The 22,018-nt window shown below is 71.8% G+C and carries 13 protein-coding genes; 9 read left to right on the forward strand and 4 right to left on the reverse strand.

Annotated features, from left to right (window positions below):
- Positions 1-126 precede the first annotated feature (126 nt).
- From WMR31_RS14950 to WMR31_RS14970, 5 genes are read left to right on the forward strand one after another with little or no spacing between them, the layout of a single operon-like run.
- On the forward strand, positions 127-1,479 hold the full coding sequence (locus tag WMR31_RS14950) for an exopolysaccharide biosynthesis polyprenyl glycosylphosphotransferase (protein ID WP_340539652.1): 1,353 nt from the start codon (positions 127-129) through the stop codon (positions 1,477-1,479).
- The gene (locus WMR31_RS14955; RefSeq protein ID WP_340539653.1) at positions 1,479-2,774 is read left to right on the forward strand and encodes a glycosyltransferase; all 1,296 of its coding nucleotides are present in this window, start codon (positions 1,479-1,481) and stop codon (positions 2,772-2,774) included. The genes WMR31_RS14950 and WMR31_RS14955 overlap by 1 nt, the downstream gene beginning before the upstream one ends.
- Positions 2,771-4,054 (forward strand): glycosyltransferase family 4 protein, encoded by a 1,284-nt coding sequence (locus WMR31_RS14960; RefSeq protein ID WP_340539654.1) that lies wholly within the window; start codon positions 2,771-2,773, stop codon positions 4,052-4,054. Before WMR31_RS14955 ends, WMR31_RS14960 begins: the two co-directional genes overlap by 4 nt.
- Complete coding sequence (locus WMR31_RS14965; protein WP_340539655.1) at positions 4,051-8,319, forward strand: Ig-like domain-containing protein; 4,269 nt, start codon at positions 4,051-4,053, stop codon at positions 8,317-8,319. Before WMR31_RS14960 ends, WMR31_RS14965 begins: the two co-directional genes overlap by 4 nt.
- Entirely contained in the window at positions 8,316-10,451 is a 2,136-nt protein-coding gene (locus tag WMR31_RS14970) for an oligosaccharide flippase family protein (RefSeq protein WP_340539656.1), read from the forward strand. Before WMR31_RS14965 ends, WMR31_RS14970 begins: the two co-directional genes overlap by 4 nt.
- Here WMR31_RS14970 and WMR31_RS14975 read toward each other — a convergent pair.
- Genes WMR31_RS14975 through WMR31_RS14985 form a run of 3 tightly spaced genes read right to left on the reverse strand, consistent with a single transcriptional unit; the run spans position 10,448 to position 13,714 of the window.
- Positions 10,448-11,326, reverse strand: a complete 879-nt coding sequence (locus WMR31_RS14975) for a sulfotransferase family protein (protein WP_340539657.1) — start codon at positions 11,324-11,326, stop codon at positions 10,448-10,450. The two genes, WMR31_RS14970 and WMR31_RS14975, sit on opposite strands and share 4 nt — an antisense overlap.
- Positions 11,323-12,792, reverse strand: a complete 1,470-nt coding sequence (locus WMR31_RS14980; protein ID WP_340539658.1) for an O-antigen ligase family protein — start codon at positions 12,790-12,792, stop codon at positions 11,323-11,325. Before WMR31_RS14980 ends, WMR31_RS14975 begins: the two co-directional genes overlap by 4 nt.
- Positions 12,782-13,714 (reverse strand): sulfotransferase, encoded by a 933-nt coding sequence (locus tag WMR31_RS14985; protein ID WP_340539659.1) that lies wholly within the window; start codon positions 13,712-13,714, stop codon positions 12,782-12,784. The genes WMR31_RS14980 and WMR31_RS14985 overlap by 11 nt, the downstream gene beginning before the upstream one ends.
- 155 nt (positions 13,715-13,869) lie before the next feature.
- On the opposite strand from WMR31_RS14985, the gene WMR31_RS14990 reads away from it, so the two are divergent.
- The 4 genes from WMR31_RS14990 to WMR31_RS15005 all read left to right on the forward strand — a co-directional run bounded on the left by WMR31_RS14990 (position 13,870) and on the right by WMR31_RS15005 (position 20,862).
- Positions 13,870-15,039 carry a hypothetical protein gene (locus WMR31_RS14990; protein WP_340539660.1) on the forward strand — a complete coding sequence of 390 codons (1,170 nt, stop codon included), beginning with the start codon at positions 13,870-13,872 and terminating at the stop codon, positions 15,037-15,039.
- A 183-nt stretch (positions 15,040-15,222) separates the two neighbouring features.
- Entirely contained in the window at positions 15,223-18,807 is a 3,585-nt protein-coding gene (gene mfd, locus WMR31_RS14995) for a transcription-repair coupling factor (protein ID WP_340539661.1), read from the forward strand.
- Positions 18,804-19,547, forward strand: a complete 744-nt coding sequence (locus tag WMR31_RS15000) for a hypothetical protein (RefSeq protein ID WP_340539662.1) — start codon at positions 18,804-18,806, stop codon at positions 19,545-19,547. The genes mfd and WMR31_RS15000 overlap by 4 nt, the downstream gene beginning before the upstream one ends.
- Positions 19,540-20,862 carry a MazG nucleotide pyrophosphohydrolase domain-containing protein gene (locus WMR31_RS15005; RefSeq protein ID WP_340539663.1) on the forward strand — a complete coding sequence of 441 codons (1,323 nt, stop codon included), beginning with the start codon at positions 19,540-19,542 and terminating at the stop codon, positions 20,860-20,862. The genes WMR31_RS15000 and WMR31_RS15005 overlap by 8 nt, the downstream gene beginning before the upstream one ends.
- Positions 20,863-21,095: 233 nt before the next feature.
- Here the strand turns inward: WMR31_RS15005 and WMR31_RS15010 are convergent, their stop codons facing one another.
- Positions 21,096-21,446: a hypothetical protein gene (locus tag WMR31_RS15010; protein ID WP_340539664.1), complete on the reverse strand. Its 351-nt coding sequence runs from the start codon at positions 21,444-21,446 to the stop codon at positions 21,096-21,098.
- Positions 21,447-22,018: the final 572 nt, after the last annotated feature.

The raw sequence follows: 22,018 nt of genomic DNA on the forward strand, positions 1-22,018 counted from the left end.
GGCACGCCCGAGGTCTCACTTGAGGCCCCACGCGAAGAGCCTTCGCAGGTTGCCGGGTCGGCGTACTCGGAGCCGGCGCATTCGGAGTCCGGCACACCGCAACCGGCCTATGGTCCGGTGCCGCGGGTGCGCGCCCGGATCGTGGCGGGTCTGGCCGGCCTGCCCTGGGCGGCTCTGTTGAGCATCACGCTCGTGATCGACGTCGCCGCGATCCTGATCCGGGCCGATCTGCTCGCCACGGCCGCGGTCTTCGTCCTGGTGTGGACCCAGGTGCCGGCCGCGCGCCGACGCTCCGGACCCGCCGTCGGCGCGGTCACGATGGCGGTCGCCCGGCGTCTGGTCGTGGGCACGGCCCTGTTGGTCACCGGATTCCACGTGGTCGCCGGGAGCGCACACGCGCTTCTCGACGACACCCTCCGACTCGGCGCGGTCGCGGTGCTCGTCGCATTGCCGGCCATCGCCCTCGACGCCCGGCAGGCCCAGCCGCCGCGCGTGCTGCTTGTCGGCGACCTGCCCCAGATGCGTGGCATGGTCGCGCGCTGGATGGACGACGGCAGCGTTCGCGTGGTCGGCGGCCTCGCCCTCGGCGTCTCCAGCGAGATGGCCGCCTCCGGGCTGAGCGACCTCGGCATCGCCTCGCTCGGCACGCTCGAAGAGGTCGCCGACCACCTGCGCGGCAACCCCGCCGACCTCGTCGTCGTCGCACCCGGCGCATCGGTCACCGCCGAGGACCTGCGCCGGCTGTCGTGGCGGCTCCAGGCCACCGACACCCGGCTCGCGGTCTCCAGCGTCACCGACGACGTCGCCCCGCACCGCATCGAGATCGCCACCGTCGGCGGCTCCACGGTCGAGCTCGTCGCGGCCCCGGGCGGCGGCATCGTCTACGCCGCCGCCAAGCAGGTGATCGACCGCGTGCTCGGCATGGTGCTCCTGGTGGCGGTGTCGCCGGTGCTCGCGGTCGCCGCGCTCGCGATCCGCCTCGACTCTCCGGGGCCGGCCCTGTTCCGCCAGGTGCGCATCGGCCGCGACGGCGTCCCCTTCACCATGTACAAGCTGCGCACCATGACCACCCAGGCCGAGGACCTGCGCGAGGGGCTCGACGAGCTCGACGAGGGCAACGGCGTGCTGTTCAAGATGCGCAACGACCCGCGCGTCACCAGGGTGGGAGGCCTGCTGCGCCGTACCTCGCTCGACGAGCTCCCGCAGCTGTTCAACGTGGTGCTCGGGTCGATGTCGCTCATCGGTCCGCGCCCGGCGCTGCCCGAGGAGGTCGCCAAGTACAGCGACGGCGAGCTGCGCCGCCTCGCGGTGAAGCCCGGGATCACCGGACTGTGGCAGGTCAGCGGTCGCTCGTTGCTCAACCGTGAGCGCTCGATGTGGCTTGACACCAGCTATGTCGACGACGGCCGCGCCAGCACCGACGCCTCGATCCTGGTGCGCACCGTCACCGCGGTCGTCACGCGCCGAGGCGCCTTCTGATGCGGATCCTGCACGTCAACAAGTTCCTCTACCGGCGTGGCGGGGCCGAGTCCTACCTCCTCGACCTCGCCGCGGCGCAGCAGGCGTCGGGCCACGAGGTGTCCTTCTTCGCGATGGCGCACCCCGACAACCTCGCCGACCCCAACGACGACCTCTTCCCCACGCGGATGGAGCTCGACCCACCCCCCGAGGGTGGCCTCGAGCGGCTGCGCACCGCGGCTCGCATCGTCCACCGCCGCGATGCCCGCGCCGCGATGGCGAGGATCCTCGACCGGGTGCGACCCGACGTGGTCCACCTCCACAACATCTACCACCAGCTCTCGCCGTCGATCCTCGCGCCGATCACCGACCGCGCGATCCCGTCGGTGATGACCCTTCACGACTACAAGCTGGTGTGCCCGACCTACCAGCTCCTCGACGCCGACGGTGAGATCTGCGAGGCCTGCCTGCCGGGCAGGTTCCGCAACGCCGTGCGCCGCCGGTGCAACCGCGGATCGCTCACGGGCAGTGCGCTGTCCGCGGTGGAGTCCCGGGTGCACCGCACCACCGGCGCCTACGACGGCATCGACGTGCTGGCGTGCCCCAGCGACTTCCTGCGCGCCAAGATGGTCCAAGGCGGAATCGCGGCCACCCGGCTTGCCCACCTCACCAACTTCTGCGACCTCAGCGGCATCGAGGCAGCCACCGAGCCCGGCCGCGGTGTGCTCTACGCGGGCCGGCTCAGCCACGAGAAGGGCGTCGACGTCCTGGTCGAGGCGGCACGCCACCTGCCGCAGGGCCTGCCGATCACCATCGCCGGCGACGGCCCGGAGCGGGCTGCTCTCGAGGCACGCGCCGACGCCGTGGCCCCCGGCCGGATCACCTTCCTCGGTCGGATCTCCGGTGCCGAGGTGCACCGCCGGATGCGCGAGGCCGCGGTCGTCGTCGTCCCGTCGCGGTGGTACGAGAACCAGCCGATGACCATTCTGGAGGCCTACGGCGCCGGACGTCCCGTGGTCGCCTCGCGCCTGGGCGGCCTTCCCGAGCTGGTCGACGACGGCGTCACCGGCGCGCTGGTCGCGCACGACGATCCCCGCGGCCTGGCCGAGGCCGTGCGGATCCTGGCCCTCGACCCCGAGACCGCACACGCACACGGCCGCGAGGCGCGGCGGCGCGCGGAGGAGCGGTTCGGGCTCGCCGATCACCTCGACGGGGTCGAGCGGCTCTACGCCCGAGCCGCCTCGCATCGCGAGGCGCGCACCGGTGGCGGTACAGCCACGTCACGCCAGGCACCGGACGCGGCGAGGGCCGGGTGAAGGGCCTGCGGATCGCGATGCTCGGGACCAGGGGCCTGCCGGCCACCTACGGCGGCGTCGAGCATCACGTCGATCAGATCGGGTCCCGCCTCGTCGAGCGGGGGCACGAGGTCACCGTCTACTCCCAGAGCGGCTACGCCGGCGAGCCGGTCACCGAGCACCACGGCATGCGCGTGCGCACGCTGCCGTCGGTACCGGTCCGTGGTCTCGAGGCGATCAGCCACGCGGCGATGAGCACGCTCGACGGACTGTTCCGCCGCCACGACGTGGCCCACTACCACGCGGTCGGACCTGGCCTGGCGGCCCCGCTCGCTCGCTTCGCCTCCCGTGCCGCGATCGTGCAGACGATCCACGGACTGGACGCCGAGCGCACCAAGTGGGGACGCGGTGCGCGTTCGGTGCTCAATCTCGCGACCTGGATGAGCGCGCGGGTGCCCGATCGCACGATCACCGTGTCGCGCACCCTGGCCGAGCACTACGCCGAGCAGTACGCACGCGCCTGCACCTACGTACCCAACGGCCTCACGCCACGTACCCGGCGCACGGCCGACCTGATCACCGAGCGCTACGGACTCCGTGGCGGTGACTACGTGCTCTTCGTCGGGCGCCTGGTGCCCGAGAAGCGCCCCGACCTGCTCCTCAAGGCGTGGCGCCGCCTCGACACCGATCTCCGCCTGGTCGTCGTGGGCGGCTCCAGCCATACCGACGACTATGTGGCCGAGCTCTCCCGGCTCGCCGCCGACGACCCGCGCGTCCTGCTCACCGGCTACTGCTACGGCGCCGAGCTCGACGAGCTGTTCACCAACGCGGTCGCGTTCGTCCAGCCCTCCGAGCTCGAGGGACTCCCGCTGACCCTCCTGGAGGCGATGGGCTGCGGTCTCCCGGTCGTAGCCTCCGACATCGCGCCGCACCTCGAGGTCGTCGGCGCCGACCGGCCCGGAGCCCGGCTCTTCGCCGAGGGTGAGGTGGACTCGTTGGCAGCAGCGCTCGGTCGGGCCCTGACCGCGCCGCACCAGGAGCGCCGGGCCGCCGAGTCGGCGCGGCGGGCCACCCACGCCGCCTACGACTGGGACAGCGCCGTCGACGAGATCGAGGCCGTCTACGCCGCGTCACTCCAGGCCCGCGCGCGACGTCGTCGCTTCCGCCGCTCTGCCCACAAGTCCACACCCACCACGTCCCAGCGCGGCTCTGCCGGCCGCCTCGTCGAGGTGCCCGCGTCCGGGCGCCGCGACGACGCGACCGGATCTCTCGCATCCCAAGAACGGACCGACACCGCATGACCATCAGCTCTCGTCGGAGCGCACTCGCCCTCCGTGTCCTCGTCTGCCTCGGCCTCGCGCTCGGCACGCTCGCCTTCACCGCGACGACGCCGGCGCACGCCGAGCCGAACGTGGTGGTCAGTCCGACGCCCGACCCGAAGGCACCCCGCGTCGCCAACGGGCGGGTGTACGCGATCGACAGCTACGGTCCGCTGGTCGTGGTCGGCGGCAGCTTCACCAACGTCCGCGTGGGAGCAGGCGGCTCCGACATCCCGCGGCAGTGGATCTTCCTCTACAACCGCGACACCGGATTCATCGACACCGCCTTCGTCCCGGAGCTCAGCGGGCCCGCGCCGGCCCCTGACAACGGCCTGGTCAAGGACCAGCCCGGAGTCGAGGCGGTGCAGTTCGCCCCCGACGGACAGTCGATCTACGTCGGCGGCTGGTTCACCTCGGCCAACGGCACCCCCAAGAACCGCCTGGTGCGGCTCAACCTCGACGGTGAGGTCATTCCCGGCTTCAACCCCGACGTGAACGGCGTCGTCAACGACTTCGCGCTCACCGGTGACCGCCTGATCGTGGGCGGCAGGTTCGGCCGGGTCAACGGCCAGCCCGTCGACCGTCTGGTCTCGCTCGACCCGCGTACCGGCGCCACCCAGACCGACTTCAACCTGCCTGCCAGCGTCTCGCGCAACCAGTACGGCGCCTACGTCAACGAGCTCGACGTCTCGCCCAACGGCCGGTGGATGGTCGTGTCCGGCAGCTTCAAGCAGATCGGCAACAAGCCCCGCAACCAGCTCGCCGTGATCGACCTGGGCGGCACCCCGAAGGTGGCCAACTGGTCCACCGACGCCTATACGCCCAACTGCTCGGCGGCCAGCACCGAGGCCGGCTCCTACATCCGGGGACTCTCGATCAGCCCCGACAGCTCCTACTTCGTGGTCAACACCACCGGAGCCTTCGTCGGCGTCGAGACCACCTGTGACACCTCCGTGCGCTGGGAGCTGCCGCCGAAGGCCACCGGCGACGGCCAGACCTGGACCTGGCGGGCCAAGACCGGCGGCGACACCCTGTGGGCGGCCGAGATCACCCGTGCCGCGGTCTACGTCGGCGGACATCAGCGGTGGATGAACAACCCGCAGCCCACGCCCGGCGGCGACAACGACGGCCCCGGCTCGGTGGAGCGTCCGGGTATCGCAGCACTCGACCCCACCACCGGCGTCCCGCTCTCGTGGAACCCGGGCCGCGACCGCGGCCGCGGGGTGGAGGCGATGCACTTCGACGACCAGTTCCTCTACCTCGGTCACGACACCAACCTGTGGGACGGGGCCATCCGGCAGCGGCTGGCACAGCTTCCCTTCGCGGGAGGCACCACCAATCCGCAGCCCACCGAGGCCAAGCTTCCGGTGCAGCTGTGGTTCACCACCGGCGACAGCCTCAACCGTGCCGCGTTCGACGGCGCGACCGTCGGCGGAGCCACGTCGGTGAGCGGCCCTCCGCTGGACGGCGAGAACTGGTCCAGCAACCGCGGCGGCTTCGTCCAGGACGGCCGGCTGCACTACTTCGGTGCCGACCAGGCCTTCTACAGCCGCACCTTCGACAACGGCGTGGTCGGCGCTCCCACGAACCTGTCCACCTCGGTCGGCTACGTCGACACCAACTTCGACCAGACTCCCTACGACCAGCCCTTCGGCGTCGCCGAGACGCGCGCCGCGACCTATGCCGACGGCCAGATCTACTACGTCAAGTCGACCGACTCCAAGCTCTACAAGCGCGGCTACTCCCTCGAGAGCGGGATCATCGAGGGCAGCGAGTACGTCGTCTCGAGCAAGAACTTCTCCGGGGCCCGCGCCCTCACCTACATCGGCGAGTGGCTCTATGCCGCGTGGAGCGACGGCAAGCTCTACCGCTTCTACGCCCCCGACGGGAAGGTCGACTTCGACTCCCGCACGCTGGTCGACTCCGGCTCCGGCATCGACTGGAACAGCGTCCGCGGATTCTGGACCACCCCCGGCTACGGCCTGCCGGTCCAGCCGCCGGTGCCGGCGCCGGTGACCTGCTCCGGTGAGACTCCCTGGAAGGCCTCCTACTGGCCCAACGCCACCTTGCAGGGCACGCCGAACACCACCCGGTGCGAGGCTGCCATCGACTACACCTGGGGCACCGGTGCGCCCGCCGGCGCCGACGTCCCCGGCGACAACTTCTCCGCCAGCTGGACCCGCACCATGACCCTCACCCAGCCCGGCGCGATCAAGGTCCAGGTGGAGGCCAACGAGGGTGCTCGCGTCTATGTCGACGGCGTCCGCGTCATCGATGCGTGGACCACCGGCGCCGGCACCAACACCGGGGTCTCGCAGGCGCTCGAGCCCGGCGAGCACCAGGTGCGCGTCGACTACTTCGAGCGCACCGGCGACGCCACCGCCCGGGTCAGCACCGAGATCGTCGCGCCACCCGCGCCGCCGGCCGAGCCCGACAACCTGCCCGGCGAGACCACGATCATCGCTCCGCCCGCCACGGTCGGGGGCAACGCCCCGGTCGCCGTCACCGCGGCCGGCGAGGCTACCGACAACGTCGGGGTCACCGCGGTCCGCGTCTCGGTGCAGAACCGGGCGACCTCGCAGTGGCTGCAGGCCGACGGCACGTGGGGCTCGGCCTTCGCGCTCCACCCCGCCACGGTCGACAGTCCGGGTGCGACGTCGACGACCTGGAGCTTCGGCATGTCACTGCCGCACGGCGACTACGCAGTCGAGGCGCGCGCGGTGGACGCTGCGGGCAACGAGGACCTCTCGCCTGCACGCCGGGTGTTCACCGTGACCGACCCGTTGCCCCCCGCCGACACCGAGAAGCCCACGGTCACCGTCACCGCGCCGGTCAACGGCGAGACCGTCACCACGCCGATCACCTCGATCTCCGGCTCCGCCCAGGACGACATCGCCCCCACCGCGGTGCGGGTCGCGGTGTGGAACCGGGCCGGCACTGCCGAGACCCGCTGGCTCCAGGCCGATGGCACGTGGGGCCCGAGCTACGCGTTCCGGACCGCCACGCTGGCCACGCCCGGTGCGGCGAGCACCACCTGGTCGCTCGACGTGCCGCTGCCCGACGGGCAGTACGCACTCGACGTCCGGGCCCGCGATGACTCCGGCAAGGAGAGCGATCCCCGAGCGTGGGTGCCGTTCGTCGTCGACACGAGCCCGCCCGACGCAGCCAACCCGACGGTGACGGTCACCTCGCCCACCAACGGCGCGCAGGTGACCACCTCCACCGTGCCGGTGCGCGGCAGCGCCGCCGACGACATCGCCCCCACCGCGGTGCGGGTCGCGGTGTGGAACCGGGCCGGCACTGCCGAGACCCGCTGGCTCCAGGCCGATGGCACGTGGGGCCCGAGCTACGCGTTCCGGACCGCCACGCTGGCCACGCCCGGTGCGGCGAGCACCACCTGGTCGCTCGACGTGCCGCTGCCCGACGGGCAGTACGCACTCGACGTCCGGGCCCGAGACGCCGCCGGCAAGGAGACCGACCCGCGCGAGTGGGTGCCGTTCACCGTCAACACCGCGCCGGCCGACCACACCGCTCCGACCGTCACCGTCAAGGCGCCCGCCAAGAACGCCACCGTGACGTCGCGGACCGTGAACGCCTCCGGCACCATCGCCGACAACGTCGCGATCGGACAGGTGCGGGTCGGGATCTACGACCGGACCGCGCCGGCCGGCCGTCAGTGGCTGCAGGCCAATGGCACGTGGGGTGGCAGCTACGCCTTCCGTGCCGCCCAGCTCAGCGGCGACGGCACGTCCGCGAGCTGGTCGCTCCCGGTCAACCTCGCCGACGGCCTCTACGCCTTCGACGTCAAGGGTGTCGATGCGGCCGGCAACGTCAGCGTCTCCACGTGGCATCCGTTCGTGGTCAACGCACCCGATGCCGACACCGTGCGCCCGCGGGCCGCCCTCGCCGCTCGCGACGGCGTCGTCGTCAAGGGCAACCGGGTGACGCTCAAGGGCAACGCACGCGACAACAAGGGATTCGGCAGCGTCCTGGTCTCGGTGGCCAGGCCCGGTGCGCCGGCGAACAAGCGATGGCTCCAGGCCAATGGCACGTGGGGTGAGGTGCAGAGCTTCCGCAAGGCCAAGCTGGCCAAGCCCGGCACGCGCGACACCGGCTGGCGGTTCGGGCTCCGGCTGCCGGCCGGCACCTACCGGATCGAGGTCATGGCCACCGACAAGGCCTCGAACCTCCAGCGGTCGCCGGTCACTCGGACGGTTCGGGTCAAGGCCCGCACCAAGGCAGGGTGACCGCGGCCTCGGCCGTCAGCAGCCCGACCTCGGGCGGGCGGAGCCTGGCCGGCGACAGCGGCCGCGCGATCGTGGGGGCGATCGTCAGCAACGTGTGCAACGTGCTGGTGATCTTGGTGATCGCTCGCGCGCTCGGCAGCGGCGCGGTCGGCGAGTACACCATCGCCTTCGCCATCCGCGCGATCCTGCTGCTGGTGTGCGGGGTCGGGATGCGCACGGCGATGACCCGGTTCGTCGCCGCCCACCTGGCCCGCGAGGAGCATGACCGGGCGCGGGGCGCCGTCATGGCCGGTGTCGCGGTACCGACCGCGTTCGCGATCGTGGTGGCGGTCGCGTGGTTCCTACTCGCCGGAACCCTGGCCGCCGAGGTGTTCCACGAGCCCGCGCTGGAACTGCCGCTCAAGATCTTCGCGGCCAGCCTGCCGTACTTCGTCTTCACCGACGTCGCGCTCTCGGCCACTCAGGGTTTCCGCACCATGCGCCCCTACGTGTGGGTGGGTCAGGTCCTGGAGCCGGCGGGCCGGCTGACTCTCACCGTCGTCGTCCTGGTGGCCGCCGGTGGCATCGTCGGCGCGTCGTACGCGCTGCTCGTCGCGAGTGCCGTATCCGCCGTCGCCGCGGGCTGGTCGCTGTGGCGGATGCTGGGGCGCGTGCCGGGCTCGGGCTACCGGACCGACTGGCGCGAGCTGACGTCGTTCGGCGCGCTGAGCTGGCTGGCCTCCATGGCGACCCAGGGGCTGCTCTGGGCCGACATCGTGATCCTCGGGGTGTTCGTCAGCGCGGCCGAGGTGGGCGCCTACCAGGTGGCGGTCCGGGTGGTCCTGATCGGGATGTTCGTCATCACTCCGCTCACCGCGGCGATGGCCCCCCGGATCGCGCACCACTGGGCTCGGCACGACGCCGCCGAGGTCGCCAACGCCTACACCTCGGTGGTGCTGTGGAGCGCCCGACTGAGCCTCCCCGTACTCGCCGGCCTCGTCGCGGCGCGAGGCCCGGTGCTGGAGGTCTTCGGGACCACGTTCCCCGAGGCGGCACCGGTGGTGCTGATCCTCGCCGCCGGGGCGTTCGTGGAGTCCTTCGGCGCACCCTCCGCTGTGGTGATCAACCAGATCGGTCGCAACGGGGTCAACGTCGTCATCAACGTGTCGGCGCTGGCACTCAACCTCGGACTCAACGTGCTGTTGATCCCGCTGTGGGGGATCGAGGGCGCCGCGGCGGCCTGGGCGGTGACGATCCTGCTCAGCGCGACCGCGCGCGTCGTCGTGGTGCATGTGCTCGACGTCGCGCCCTGGCCGTGGGGACGCAGGCTCGCGGTCGCCATGCTCGGCGCGCTGATCGCGGGGGAGTGCGCGGTGGTCGCCGTGACCCTGCTGCGCGGCCATCTGGTGCTGGAGCTCGCGGTGGCCGCCGTCGTCGTCCTGCTCGTGCACATCGGGATCGTGGTGTTCCTCGGCCTCTCCCGAGCAGAGCGCCAGGCACTCTCACGACAGGTGAGCACCCGGCTTCCGGTGGTGCGGCGGTGGCGGGAGCAGCACCGGCTGCGGGACGCCGAGGCCGGCGCGGATCCGCTGCCGATCCTAGAGCTCATCAGTCCGTTCCGTGCCGACGTCCTGGCCCGCCTGGACCTCTTCTACGCCGCCCGCGACCACCAGGACCTCTATCGCGACAAGCCCGACGCCTTCATCGACCTGGCCTGGGCCGGCCCCTACGGCGGCTGGTTCCGTGAGGTGGTCGTCGCACGCGGACACCTCAGCGACACCTCGCCCGCGGCACTGCGACGGACCTTCCATGCCATCGTGGTCGACGCGATGCGGATCTCCGAGCGCTACTACCAGTCCGGCCGCTCGGTGGGTGCGGTCACGATCACGCGGCTCCCGGCCGGCGTCGACCTCGACGGCTGGTACCTGGAGGAGGACCGCTGGGTGCTGCTGGACGGCGGGCACCGAGTCGCGCTCGCCCTCTTCGACGGACGCGACACCCTGAGCCCCGACGAGTACGTCGTGGTCGACTGGGATCCAGAGCACCCGCCCCCGAACAACTCTCGGCTCATGCTCACCTCCGGGGTCCTGCCGCCCGAGGTGGTCAAGGGGCTGATCGACCAGGCCGGGGTGCAGGTGCACACCTCGTCCTAGGCCCAGCCGATCCCGGGCGCGAGCTCGGTCAGCGCGAGGAGATCGTCGGACACCGCGCTCTCGACGGCGGCGCGGAAGTCCGCGGGCACCGAGGCGTCGCCGAGCGCCTTGTGGGCCCGGTGCTCGCGGCCGCGGTGGGCCGGCAACCCGAGGTGCTCGAAGACCCGGCCCATGGTCGCGTCCGGCTCGGCGAACAGGCTCTCGCTCTTGAGAACGAGCACCTGTTCGGGGGCGAAGTGCCGGTGCAGCCGGGCCAGTTGGGCGGCGTACCGGGAGCGGGAGAGATAGCTGAAGTGCCGGTGTGCGAACGCGAGGGTCGAGTCGTCCAGCGGCGCCGGGTCGTCGGCGGCGAGGTCGAGGCCGGCGAGCCGGTCGGCCTCGGCGGCCAACGCCTCGAGCGGCCCGAGGGTCTCGAAGCCGCGGGCGACCTCGTAGCGGTAGTGCGACCAGGCGCGCTGCACCGGGTCGCGCAGGACGAACAGCAGGCGTGCGTCCGGGACGTCGTCGGCGATCCGGCGCGCGGCGTCGGGGTGGAAGGAGTAGTAGGGGCTGGACTCGCCGACGATCGGGCGGCCCCCGAGCCGGCGGGTCCGACGATCGACGTCGGCGACGAGGGGGAGGTGACTGCGGAACCAGGCGGGCCCGCGCCCGTAGTTCACGTCGTAGTAGCGGCACCCCTTCTCGACCAGGCCGCGCAGCACCAGCGGGTGGTCGACGATGTACTCGTCGAGGGAGGTGGTTCCAGCGCGCTTGGCCCCGACCACGAAGTACGTCGGCAGCTCGCGCTCACCGCGACGCAGGGACTGCACCCGCCGCGCGAGCACGTGCCGGGCTCGACGCGACACCGGTGGGAGCAGGCTGCTGCGAGCGCTCATGGCTGGGCCTCCTCGGGCTCTGCCGGTCCGAGCTCGCGGCGAAGGTCCTCCGGGTCGGCCGAAGCGACCCACTGGGCCAGCGCGAACAGCGGAAGGGTGGCCCACAGGTAGGTGACGTTGTCGATGAGGTTCTCACCGATCGCGCCGACCATGACGGCCACCGAGTACGCGGCGGTCGCCGCGAGGCCACCGACGAGCAGGGTGGCGTCGGGCGCTCGGGCGCCCAGCGCTCGCACTCGCCGCAGGTCTCGCGGGACGCGGCGCCAGGCCCGCCACGACACGGACACCGACGCGAGCAGAAGCCACAGGTAGACCGCGAAGCCGACACCTCCGGTCTCGACGGCCGCCTTGAGGTAGTCGTTGTGCGCCTCCTTGCCGGTGAGGCGGTTGCTCTGTCCGGGGCCTCCACCCAGGACCGGGTTGACCGTCAGGTCGGGTGTGAGGCGGCTCCACTGATCCAGTCGCCAGGCGAAGGAGCTCTGTGAGTACGGATCGTCCGGACTGCTCGCCAGGTTCGCGATCCGGCTCGTGATCGGTGGCACCGTCAGGGCCGCGACGAGCAGCGCCGCGATGGCCGCCACCGCGACCGCGCGGTTGAGGAGCGCGCAGACGATCAGGGCGCCGACCACCCCCGCGATCCAGGCGCCGCGGGTCTGGGTGAGCACGAGCTCGACGAACGTCACGCCGGTCACCGCGACGGCGGTCCACTGCATCCGGCCGCGCGCTCGCACCGCGACCGCGATCGCGAGCAGTAGCACCGGCACGAGCGCGAAGGCGAAGTTGTTGGACAGGAAGTAGACCGAGCGGAGGGCGGTGACGTCGTCCTTCTGGTGTGTGACCGGCGCTCCGACGAGGCCGAGCAGGGGATAGAGGACCGGGATCACGTTCGCGAGCAGCACGATGTGAAGCACGTTGACCGGACGAAGCCGCCGGGTCGCCAGCAGTGCATCGACCACGAAGAACACCGCCACGCCGGTGGTGATCCGCAAGGTCGCGATGATCCCGCCGACGGGGTCGGTGCTGCCGACGGCCGCCAGGAGGTACACGCCGACCAGGGCCACCAGGGCGAGGGGGAGTGGTGCCAGGATCCGCGCCGCGACGACTCGCCACTGCAGTGCCAGCCAGCACAGCATCACGGCGAGGACACCGACGCCGAACAGCTCGGTGAGAGCGAGTCCGGATCCACGCGGCCCGGCGGTGAGATCCACCAGGGGCCGCGCGCAGCAGGCGGCGACGAAGAACTGGGCGAAGGTGCGCAGGCCGAGGCCCCACACGAGGACACCGACGACCACCAGCGCTCCGAGTGCTGCCGCGATCTTGACGTCGCCGCTCACGAACGCGCCCAGGATCGCGAGCGAGAGCGCGGCTGCCGCGCCGATCAGCACCGGTCGGCTGACCGGCCGGGACGTCTCGGCCGGGTCGCCGGTCGCGAGGTCCCTTGCGGGTCCGGCCATCTCAGTAGCCATGGACCCACCTCCGCGCAGCGGTGATCGCGGAGACCATCCGGCGCTCGCTGGTCGGCATCCGGCTGGCCCACTCGTCGTCGGAGCGCACCATGATGGGGCCGCTGCGGACCCGGTTCGGGTTGCCGGCGACCGCATGTGAGTCCGCCAGCGACAGCTCGCTCGCACCGGGGGTCCCACCGACGATCCGGTCGACGGCGCCGGGGCGGTCCAGGCCGGCGAACTCGGCGATGCGGTGCAGGGTCTCGCGCGGGTCGGCCACGAAGTCCTCGTAGCGGACGACGATCCGGCCGCGATGGTCTCGGCGGGCGAGTGCGGCGACACTGCTGGAGGACTCCAGCCACATCAGGCTCGACTTCACCGGCGAGAAGCGCTCCATGTCCTCCTCGAAGCCGGAGACCTGCTGGGAGGCGCTGTGCCGCTGCCACGACCAGGCGACCGCGCGCGGATCGCGCACCAGGTGGACGGTGCGCACGTCGAGCCGGTCGCTGCGAGCCAGCAGTGCGCCATAGGCGGGCAGCTTGGAGGAGTCGACGATCACCTCGACGTCTGCGGCCCTGGCCAGCGCCGTGAGCAGTCGCCCCAGCAGGTCGGAGAGCTCGGCGACCTCGGTGCTGGTGCGTGCGGCCAGCCACCACGGCGTCGTCCGGGTGCGGACGGCGGCAGCGAGCCGGTCGTCGAGGCGGGCGGCCTCGGCGCGGGTCGGGATCGCCCCGAAGGTCTCGGTCAGCGCCGAGGTCCACACCGGGCACTCGCGGACCAGCCGCCGGCACCCGCAGAAGCCGTCCTCCACCAGGCCGCGCCGGAAGCCGAGCTTCACCTCGCCGACCGAGAGGGCCCCGGGGAGCGAGCCGATGGTGTTGCCCAACAGGGTGGACCCGCTGCGGCCGGTACCGGCGACGTAGACCACCGTCGTCCTGCTCACCGTGGCCCCCGCCTCGTCATGGCCCCCAGGCTCGTCCCGGATCACTGTGCCGGTGCGCCCCACCGCCGGTTATCGTATCGGGGCGTGCCGGTAGGTCGGCAGCCAGTCAGTTGCGGCGGGCCGACCCGGTCCGGCGCGGGGGGAAGAGAAGCACGATGGCATCGAAGTCGAACGCCGGTGGCAAGGGCACGAACGGCGAGCCCGACCAGCCCGGCAAGGGCGGTGGACCGCAGGGCCCGGCGAGCCGTCGACCGTCCGGGAAGGCCACGACGAGGGCGACGTCCAGCACGCCCGGCCAGAGCAAGCCGGGCCAGAGCAAGCCCGGACAGAGCAAGCCCGGACAGAGCAAGCCCGGACAGGGCAGGCCGAGCGCGGCAGCGAAGACGTCGTCGGAGCCTCCGGCCCCCGACCCGCGACCCGCGCCTGTCGCCGGGACCACCACCGACCCCACGAGCCAGGGGCGCCCGGCCTGGCTCTCCGACGTGCTCAGGCTCGCCTGGCTGCCGCTCGTGCTCGGCCTGGTGGTGGGCGTCGCGGTGGCCGCCTGGTCGGGCACGTCGGTCGGGCACACGACCGACGCGGTGATCAACACCCGCGTGGCCGCCAGCCAGCCCAACGAGCGGGTCGACCTCATCAACGACCTCGCCGCGCTGCCGCGAATCACCTCGGTGATGGAGCCGGTCGCCGAAGCCGCGAACCTGTCGCCGGCCGAGCTGCGCGACTCGCTCCAGGTCACCCGGATCGAGGCCTCGACCATGGTCAAGGTCAGCCTCACGACCGCCGAGGGCGACGACACCTACCGGCGAGCGGTCCTCCAGGACTTCCTGGACGCCGCCCAGGAATACCTCCAGCCCTCCTCGGAGCCGTCTCCCGCGCTCGAGGCGGCTCAGACCGCCGAGGACGACGCGATCGACGCCTACTACGAGGCGATCGCCAAGAACCGGGGGATCGCCCCCGACGTCGCCCTGTCCGACCTCCAGCGCGACCTCGCCGCCGCGATCCGGGCCGGCAACCAGGCCGAGGTCGCCCGGCTGAACAGCCAGATGCCGCAGGCAGTCGAGAACGCCACCGAGTTCGCCAAGCTGACCGCGGCACGCGAGCGGGCCTCGGTCAACGTCGAGGCCATCGCCCAGAGCGAGGCCGAGACCTCCTCCACCGGGCCGGCCAACCTCCGCCTGACCTATCTCGACAACACCGGCGGCCGCGACGGCATCACCTCCTCGGTCGCCCTGCGCCGCGGCCTGGCGTCCGGCGTCGCCGTCGTGATCGTCGTCGGAGCCCTGGTCATCCTGCTCGGACGCCGTCGCCGTCTGGCCACGACCTGATCCCAGGTCGATTCGCGGCAGGTCGGCGTGCCCACGCGCCGACCAGGGGTCGTCGCGGGCCGATTAGAGTTGGGCGGGCATCGCGCATCCCCCTCCCACCCCGCATCCGGGTCGGACGGGGGCTGTTCGCGTTGCCCTGCTCGCGCCTGACCCGCATCCGCACCTCTCGACTCGGAGTCCCACGTGTCGCAGCCATCCCTGGCAGCTCTGGCCCGCCTCGTCCTGGAGACGCCGCCCTACGTCGCCCTCACCAAGCGGGCGCGCGATGCCTCGGCGGCGGGGGACCCGACCCTCGACCTCACCGGTCCGCCGGCACTGCGGCCCTTCGTCGCCTCCGCACTGCTCGAGGCCGGCCGCACGGTCCTGGCGGTCACCGCCACCACCCGTGAGGCCGAGGAGCTGACCGCAGAGCTCGGCGACCTGATCGGGGCCGAGCACGTCGCGCACTACCCGAGCTGGGAGACCCTTCCGCACGAGCGGCTGAGCCCACGCAGCGACACCGTCGGGCGCCGCCTGGCGATCCTGCGCCGCCTCGCACACCCCGGCGACGACGTCGGCAACGGGCCGTTGCGCGTCGTCGTCGCGCCGATCCGCTCGGTGCTGCAACCCCAGGTCAAGGGCCTGGCCGACCTCGAGCCGGTCGAGCTCGCGGTCGGCGACACGGTCGGCCACGACGAGCTCGTCCAGCGTCTCGCCGACGCCGCCTACTCCCGTGTGGACCTCGTGGAGAAGCGCGGGGAGTTCGCGGTGCGTGGCGGCATCGTCGACGTCTTCCCGCCCACCGAGGAGCACCCGCTGCGCGTCGAGCTGTGGGGCGACGACGTCGAGGAGATCCGCTCGTTCTCGGTGGCCGACCAGCGCACCCTGGAGGCCGTGCCCCGGCTGTGGGCGCCGCCGTGCCGCGAGCTGCTGCTCACCGACGAGGTCCGTGCCCGCGCCGCCGAGCTGGGCCGCGCGCATCCCCAGCTGCTCGAGCTCACCGACAAGATCGCCGCCGGCATCGCCACCGAGGGCATGGAGTCGCTGGCCCCGGTCCTCGTCGACGACATGGAGCTGCTGATCGACCTGCTGCCGGGCGACACCCATGTGCTGGTGCTCGACCCGGAGCGGGTCCGCAGCCGCGCGCACGACCTGGTCGCCACCAGCGAGGAGTTCCTGGGTGCCAGCTGGGCGGCTGCGGCGAGCGGCGGCACCGCGCCGATCGACCTCGGCGCGGCCTCCTACCGCACCATCGGCGACGTCCGCGAGCACGCGCTCGCCGACGGCCGGGCATGGTGGACGCTGAGCCCGTTCGGCCTCGACGACGGCGCGGAGCCGGTCGACCAGAACGACCCACTGGCGCGGCTCGACACCGACGTCACCCTCCCCGCGACGCCCGCACCCACCTACCACGGCGACGTCGCCAAGGCGATGGACGACCTCGCGGAGTGGAGTGCCGACGGCTACCACGTCGTGGCGGTCCATCCCGGGCACGGCCCCGCCCAGCGACTGGTCGAGGCCCTCGGCGAGCGCGAGGTCACCGCCCGGCTCGCCGGCGACACCGACGAGCTGCCGCAGGCCGCGGTCGTCACCGTCACCTGCGGAACGCTGACCCACGGCTTCGTCGACGAGCCGAACCGGATCGCCGTCGTCACCAGCGAGGACATCTCGGGCCAGAAGGCCTCCACCCGCGACATGCGCGCCATGCCGGCGCGCCGCAAGCGGCAGATCGACCCGCTGGAGCTCAAGGCCGGCGACTACGTCGTGCACGAGCAGCACGGCGTCGGCCGGTTCGTGGAGATGAAGCAGCGCGAGATCCAGGGCGCCAAGCGGGAGTACCTCGTGCTCGAGTACGGCGCCAGCAAGCGCGGCGCCCCGCCGGACCGGCTCTACGTGCCCGCCGACGCCCTGGATCAGGTGACCCGCTACGTCGGCGGCGAGCAGCCCAGCCTCGACCGGCTCGGCGGCGCCGACTGGACCAAGCGCAAGAACCGGGCGCGCCGGGCGGTCCGCGAGATCGCCGCCGAGCTCATCAAGCTCTACGCCGCCCGCCAGGCCACCAAGGGCTACGCCTTCGGTCCCGACACGCCGTGGCAGCGCGAGCTCGAGGACGCCTTCCCGTTCACCGAGACCCCCGACCAGCTCAGCACGGTGGAGGAGGTCAAGTCCGACATGCGGCAGGTCGTGCCGATGGACCGGCTGATCTGCGGCGACGTCGGCTACGGCAAGACCGAGATCGCGGTGCGCGCGGCGTTCAAGGCGGTCCAGGACGGCAAGCAGGTGGCGGTCCTCGTGCCGACGACCCTGCTGGTCACCCAGCACCTGAGCACCTTCTCGGAGCGGATGAGCGGCTTCCCGGTCGAGATCCGCGGCCTGAGCCGGTTCCAGACCGACAAGGAGGCCAAGGAGGTCGCCGCCGGGCTCGCCGACGGCAGCATCGACATCGTCGTCGGCACCCACCGCCTGCTCAACCCCGACATCCGGATGAAGGACCTCGGCCTCATCGTCGTCGACGAGGAGCAGCGCTTCGGTGTCGAGCACAAGGAGCAGATGAAGCGGCTGCGGACCTCGGTCGACGTGCTCAGCATGAGCGCGACGCCGATCCCACGGACCCTGGAGATGTCGATCACCGGCATCCGGGAGATGTCGACGATCACCACCCCGCCCGAGGAGCGGCACCCGGTGCTCACCTACGTCGGCGCCTACGAGGACCGTCAGGTCACCGCGGCCATCCGGCGCGAGCTGCTGCGCGACGGCCAGGTGTTCTACATCCACAACCGGGTCAACTCGATCGAGAAGGCGGCCGCCCGGATCCGCGAGCTGGTGCCCGAGGCACGGGTCGCCACCGCGCACGGCCAGATGAACGAGAAGCAGCTCGAGCAGGTGATGCTCGACTTCTGGGAGAAGCGCTTCGACGTGCTGGTGTGCACCACCCTGGTGGAGTCCGGCCTCGACGTCTCCAACGCGAACACGATGATCATCGAGCGCGCCGACACCCTCGGCCTCTCCCAGCTGCACCAGCTGCGCGGCCGGGTCGGGCGCTCACGCGAGCGCGCCTACGCCTACTTCCTCTACCCGCCCGAGAAGCCGCTCACCGAGACCGCCCACGAGCGCCTGGCGACCCTCGCGCAGCACTCCGACCTCGGCGGCGGCATGGCGATCGCCATGAAGGACCTCGAGATCCGCGGCGCGGGCAACCTGCTCGGCGGCGAGCAGTCCGGCCACATCGCCGACGTCGGCTTCGACCTCTACGTGCGCCTGGTGGGGGAGGCGGTCAACGAGTTCAAGGGCGAGAGCGAGCCCGAGCTGAACGAGGTCCGCATCGAGCTGCCGGTCGACGCGCACCTGCCCCACGACTACATCGAGAGCGAGCGGCTGCGCCTGGAGATGTACCGCCGCCTCGCCGAGGTGCGCACCGACGAGGACGTCGACCTGCTGGCCGAGGAGATGGTCGACCGCTACGGCGAGCCGCCGGTCGAGGTGCTCTCGCTCCAGCTCGTCGCACGGTTCCGCGCCCGGGCCCGCCAGGCCGGCATCGGCGAGGTCACGATCGCCGGCCGCAATGTCCGGTTCGCGCCGGTCACGCTGCCGGAGTCGCGCACCATCCGGCTGCAGCGGCTCTACCCCAAGTCGATCGTCAAGCCCGCGGTCGAGACCGTCCTGGTGCCCCGTCCGGGCACTCCGGGAGCCACCGGACGACCGCTGGAGGGGATCGCCCTGCTTGAATGGGCTCGGGGCGTCATCGACAGCGTCCTCGATCCGTTGCCCACGCAGGAGTCGTCATCGTGACCAGTCGTATCCCGCGCCGCCTCGGCGCCCTCGCCGTCGGCGCGCTCAGCGCCGCCCTGCTGTCGGGCTGCGGTGTCTCCGACGCCCAGTTCGACCCCGGTGCCGCGGCCCGGGTCGGCGACCAGACCGTCTCGATCAACGACGTCGACGAGATCGTCGACGGCGCCTGCCTGTACTTCGCCGACCAGGCGGGCGCTCAGCCCGCACCGGGGCAGCCGGCCGCGCGAGCGGTGCCGCGCGGGGACGTCCGCGGCCAGATCGTGCAGCTGCTCGCGCAGCGCGCCGCGTCCGAGCAGCTGCTCGACGAGTACGACGCCGACCTCGCTCCCGCCTACGGCCAGGCGGTCGCCCAGAACGAGAAGCAGTACGCCGACCTCCCCGCCGACCAGCGCGACCCGCTCGTCACCGGCAACGAGGCCGGCATCTACTACCAGGCGGCGCTGCTCGGCGTCGGTACGAAGATCCTCGAGGATGAGGGCACGGCGGCCGCCGACCAGCAGGCCGCGGCCGAGCGGGGACTCCAGGCGTTCCAGGAGTGGGTCGAGAGCAACGACGTGGCGATCAACCCGATCTTCGACGTCTCCGTCACCGACGGTGCCTTCGTCGCCGAGTACGCCACGCCGGTCTCGGTGCCGGTGAGCGACCTGGCCAAGCTCGCCCTCGTCGAGCCGCAGGCGCAGGGCGACCAGGTCCGCGAGGACTACGCCGCGGTCCTGCCGGCCGATCAGCGGTGTGGCTGACCTGACGCCTGGTCCGTCCCGTCCCGCGGCGGGTGCCCTCGAGGAGTTCGGCGACGTCATGCGCCGGCTGCGCGCCGAGTGCCCGTGGAAGCGAGCCCAGACCCACCGCTCGCTGGTGCGCTACCTCCTCGAGGAGGCCCACGAGACCGTCGAGGCCATCGAGGCCGGCACCGTCGCCGACCTGCGTGAGGAGCTCGGCGACCTGCTGCTGCAGGTCTACTTCCATGCGGTGATCGCCGAGGAGGACGGCGACTTCACCCTCGACGACGTCGCCGCCGACGTCGCCGCGAAGATGCGGCGGCGCAACCCGCACGTGTTCGGCCCGGACGCGGGCACCTCGCCCGCGGACGCCGCGTCGGTGAACGAGCTGTGGGAGTCGGTGAAGGCCGCGGAGAAGGATCGCGACTCGGTGCTCGACGGCCTCGCGCCCTCGCTTCCCGCCCTGCTGTACGCCGACAAGGTGGTCGACCGGCTGAAGCGCTCGGGTGCGCTGCCCGCGCCCCCGCGCTCCGATCCCGCGAGCCCCCTGCTCGTGCTCGTGCCGAGCCCCTTCCTCGGGCCGGCCACCTGGCGCCCGGTGGCGTGGTGGCTGGAAGGACGCGGGCACGACGTCGTCGTGGCCGACCTCGGCTCACGGCCGCGCACCCCGTCCGTCGTGATCGAAGGCGTGCGGGCGGCCGCCGCAGAGCGCCCGGTGGTGCTGGTGATGCACAGCAACGCGGGGCTCTACGGACCTCACCTCGCCGCCGTCCTCGACGTCCGCGCCACCATCTACGTCGACGCCGCCCTCCCGCTGCCGCCGGCCGAGTCCGAGGTCGCCCTCGCTCCGGCGCCCCTGCGCGACTCCGTCGCCGCACTCGCCGTCGACGGCGTGCTCCCCGTGTGGACGACGTGGTGGGAGGACGCCGACGCCGCCGCGCTGTTCCCCGACGCCGCCACGCGCGCGGCGGTCGAGGCCGAGCAGGTCCCGATCCGGCTCGACTACCTCGACCAACGGGTGCCCGTCCCGCCCGAGTGGACCTCGGCGCCGTCGGCCTACCTCGCGTTCGGGGACACCTACGACGCCGAGCGGACCTTCGCTACGACCGCGGGCTGGCCCGTGCGCTCCCTGGACGGAAACCACCTCCACCCGCTGTGGTCGCCCGCCGAGGTGGGCGCGGCGATCGAGGACCTGCTGGCCGCACTGCTTCCTGACGACGCGTGGGGCGAGCGCCTGCTCGAGCTCGTCGAGCAGGCCCACGCCGCCGGCGTCGACCCCGAGCAGGCCCTGCGCGACGCCGTCCGGCGGCTGGTGACCGCAGCCGAGCGCGCGTAGGTCACCCCCCGGCGGTGGCCTCTCCTCGCTGCGCCGTTCTGAGGGCTTCGCTCGACTACGCGCCGCGTTCGGCTGACACCGAACGCACTATGTCCACCCACGACCCGGGACCCGGAGAACCGCTGCCGGCAGCGCCAGCCGGACCATCAGCGACCCCAACCAGCCGCCGCGGACTCCCGACCCAGTGCCACCACCAAAATCACGCCACTCCGCGGCGGCGTGAAATGTCGAGGCTAACTAGACACGGGGATCCCACTTTCTCTATTCAATCGGCTCGTGCCATTTTCAAGAATGTGCCAGATGTCCCAAGGGCACATCTCCTCCTCAAGGATCGTGAATATCTCCCTGTCGTCCGTGTGAACGACCATTCTAAATTCTTGGCACTCTGCCACCTCCAGGCTCGCACGCTCGCCGGGCAGGATCACTGAGTCGTTTGTTCTCCGATCCCAGTCCAGAGTCAACGTCCTATCGGTGTCGTTCACGACATACATGGGTGGGTGTCGGTCCCTATCCGCTCCATTGAGGACAATCTTGAAACCAACAACGGCGCCCGTTGCCAGCAGTCCCGCGATCAGCAGGATCACGGCGCAGCCCAACGTGGCTGATCGGATGTCTTCTCCTGGACCCACTCGCACGTGTCACCGCCTCGTCCTTTAGCCGATCCAATTTCGGTCAGGAAGTCGCGGGATTCTTTCCAGCGCGGGCTGCCCGACTCGGGTACCAGTAGGTACCTCGCTAACGGGGCCATCGATTGCGCGCCACACATCCGCCTCACGTAACCGCTCCGGGACGGGGACGCCTCGGTCACCAACGAGTCATCCGGGCCCCGGAACGTCTGAGAAGTCGCCGTCGTCAGACCCGGCACCAACCGAAGCACCGAAGACTCATCCACTCCATCAGGCTCTGTCGTAGACGGCGGCTCGACCGCCGCGTTCACACCCTCCGGCAGCGTCTGATCATCCGCAGGAGGCTCTGCTGCGACAGACTGACCGATCAACTGAGGCATTGGAGCCGCCGCGGCCAGCGCAGCAACTACGCCGCGCACCGAAACAGACGACAAGAACCGAGACACCACGGCAACCCCTAGCCGCGCCCCCACGGCGCTGCGGATGAACCTGACCGGCGTATCGTGACCCAACCGAGCCCAGAATGTTAC

Origin of the sequence: Nocardioides epinepheli, from assembly GCF_037936805.1 — a bacterium.
Classification (GTDB): Bacteria; Actinomycetota; Actinomycetes; order Propionibacteriales; family Nocardioidaceae; genus Nocardioides.

Bases quoted from the DNA above. Each gene is read 5' to 3' on its own strand.
- WMR31_RS14965 (WP_340539655.1), top strand. From the start codon at position 4,051: ATGACCATCAGCTCTCGTCGGAGCGCACTCGCCCTCCGTGTCCTCGTC.
- WMR31_RS14955 (WP_340539653.1), top strand. From the start codon at position 1,479: ATGCGGATCCTGCACGTCAACAAGTTCCTCTACCGGCGTGGCGGGGCC.
- WMR31_RS14980 (WP_340539658.1), bottom strand. From the start codon at position 12,792: ATGGCTACTGAGATGGCCGGACCCGCAAGGGACCTCGCGACCGGCGAC.
- WMR31_RS14990 (WP_340539660.1), top strand. From the start codon at position 13,870: ATGGCATCGAAGTCGAACGCCGGTGGCAAGGGCACGAACGGCGAGCCC.
- WMR31_RS14975 (WP_340539657.1), bottom strand. From the start codon at position 11,326: ATGAGCGCTCGCAGCAGCCTGCTCCCACCGGTGTCGCGTCGAGCCCGG.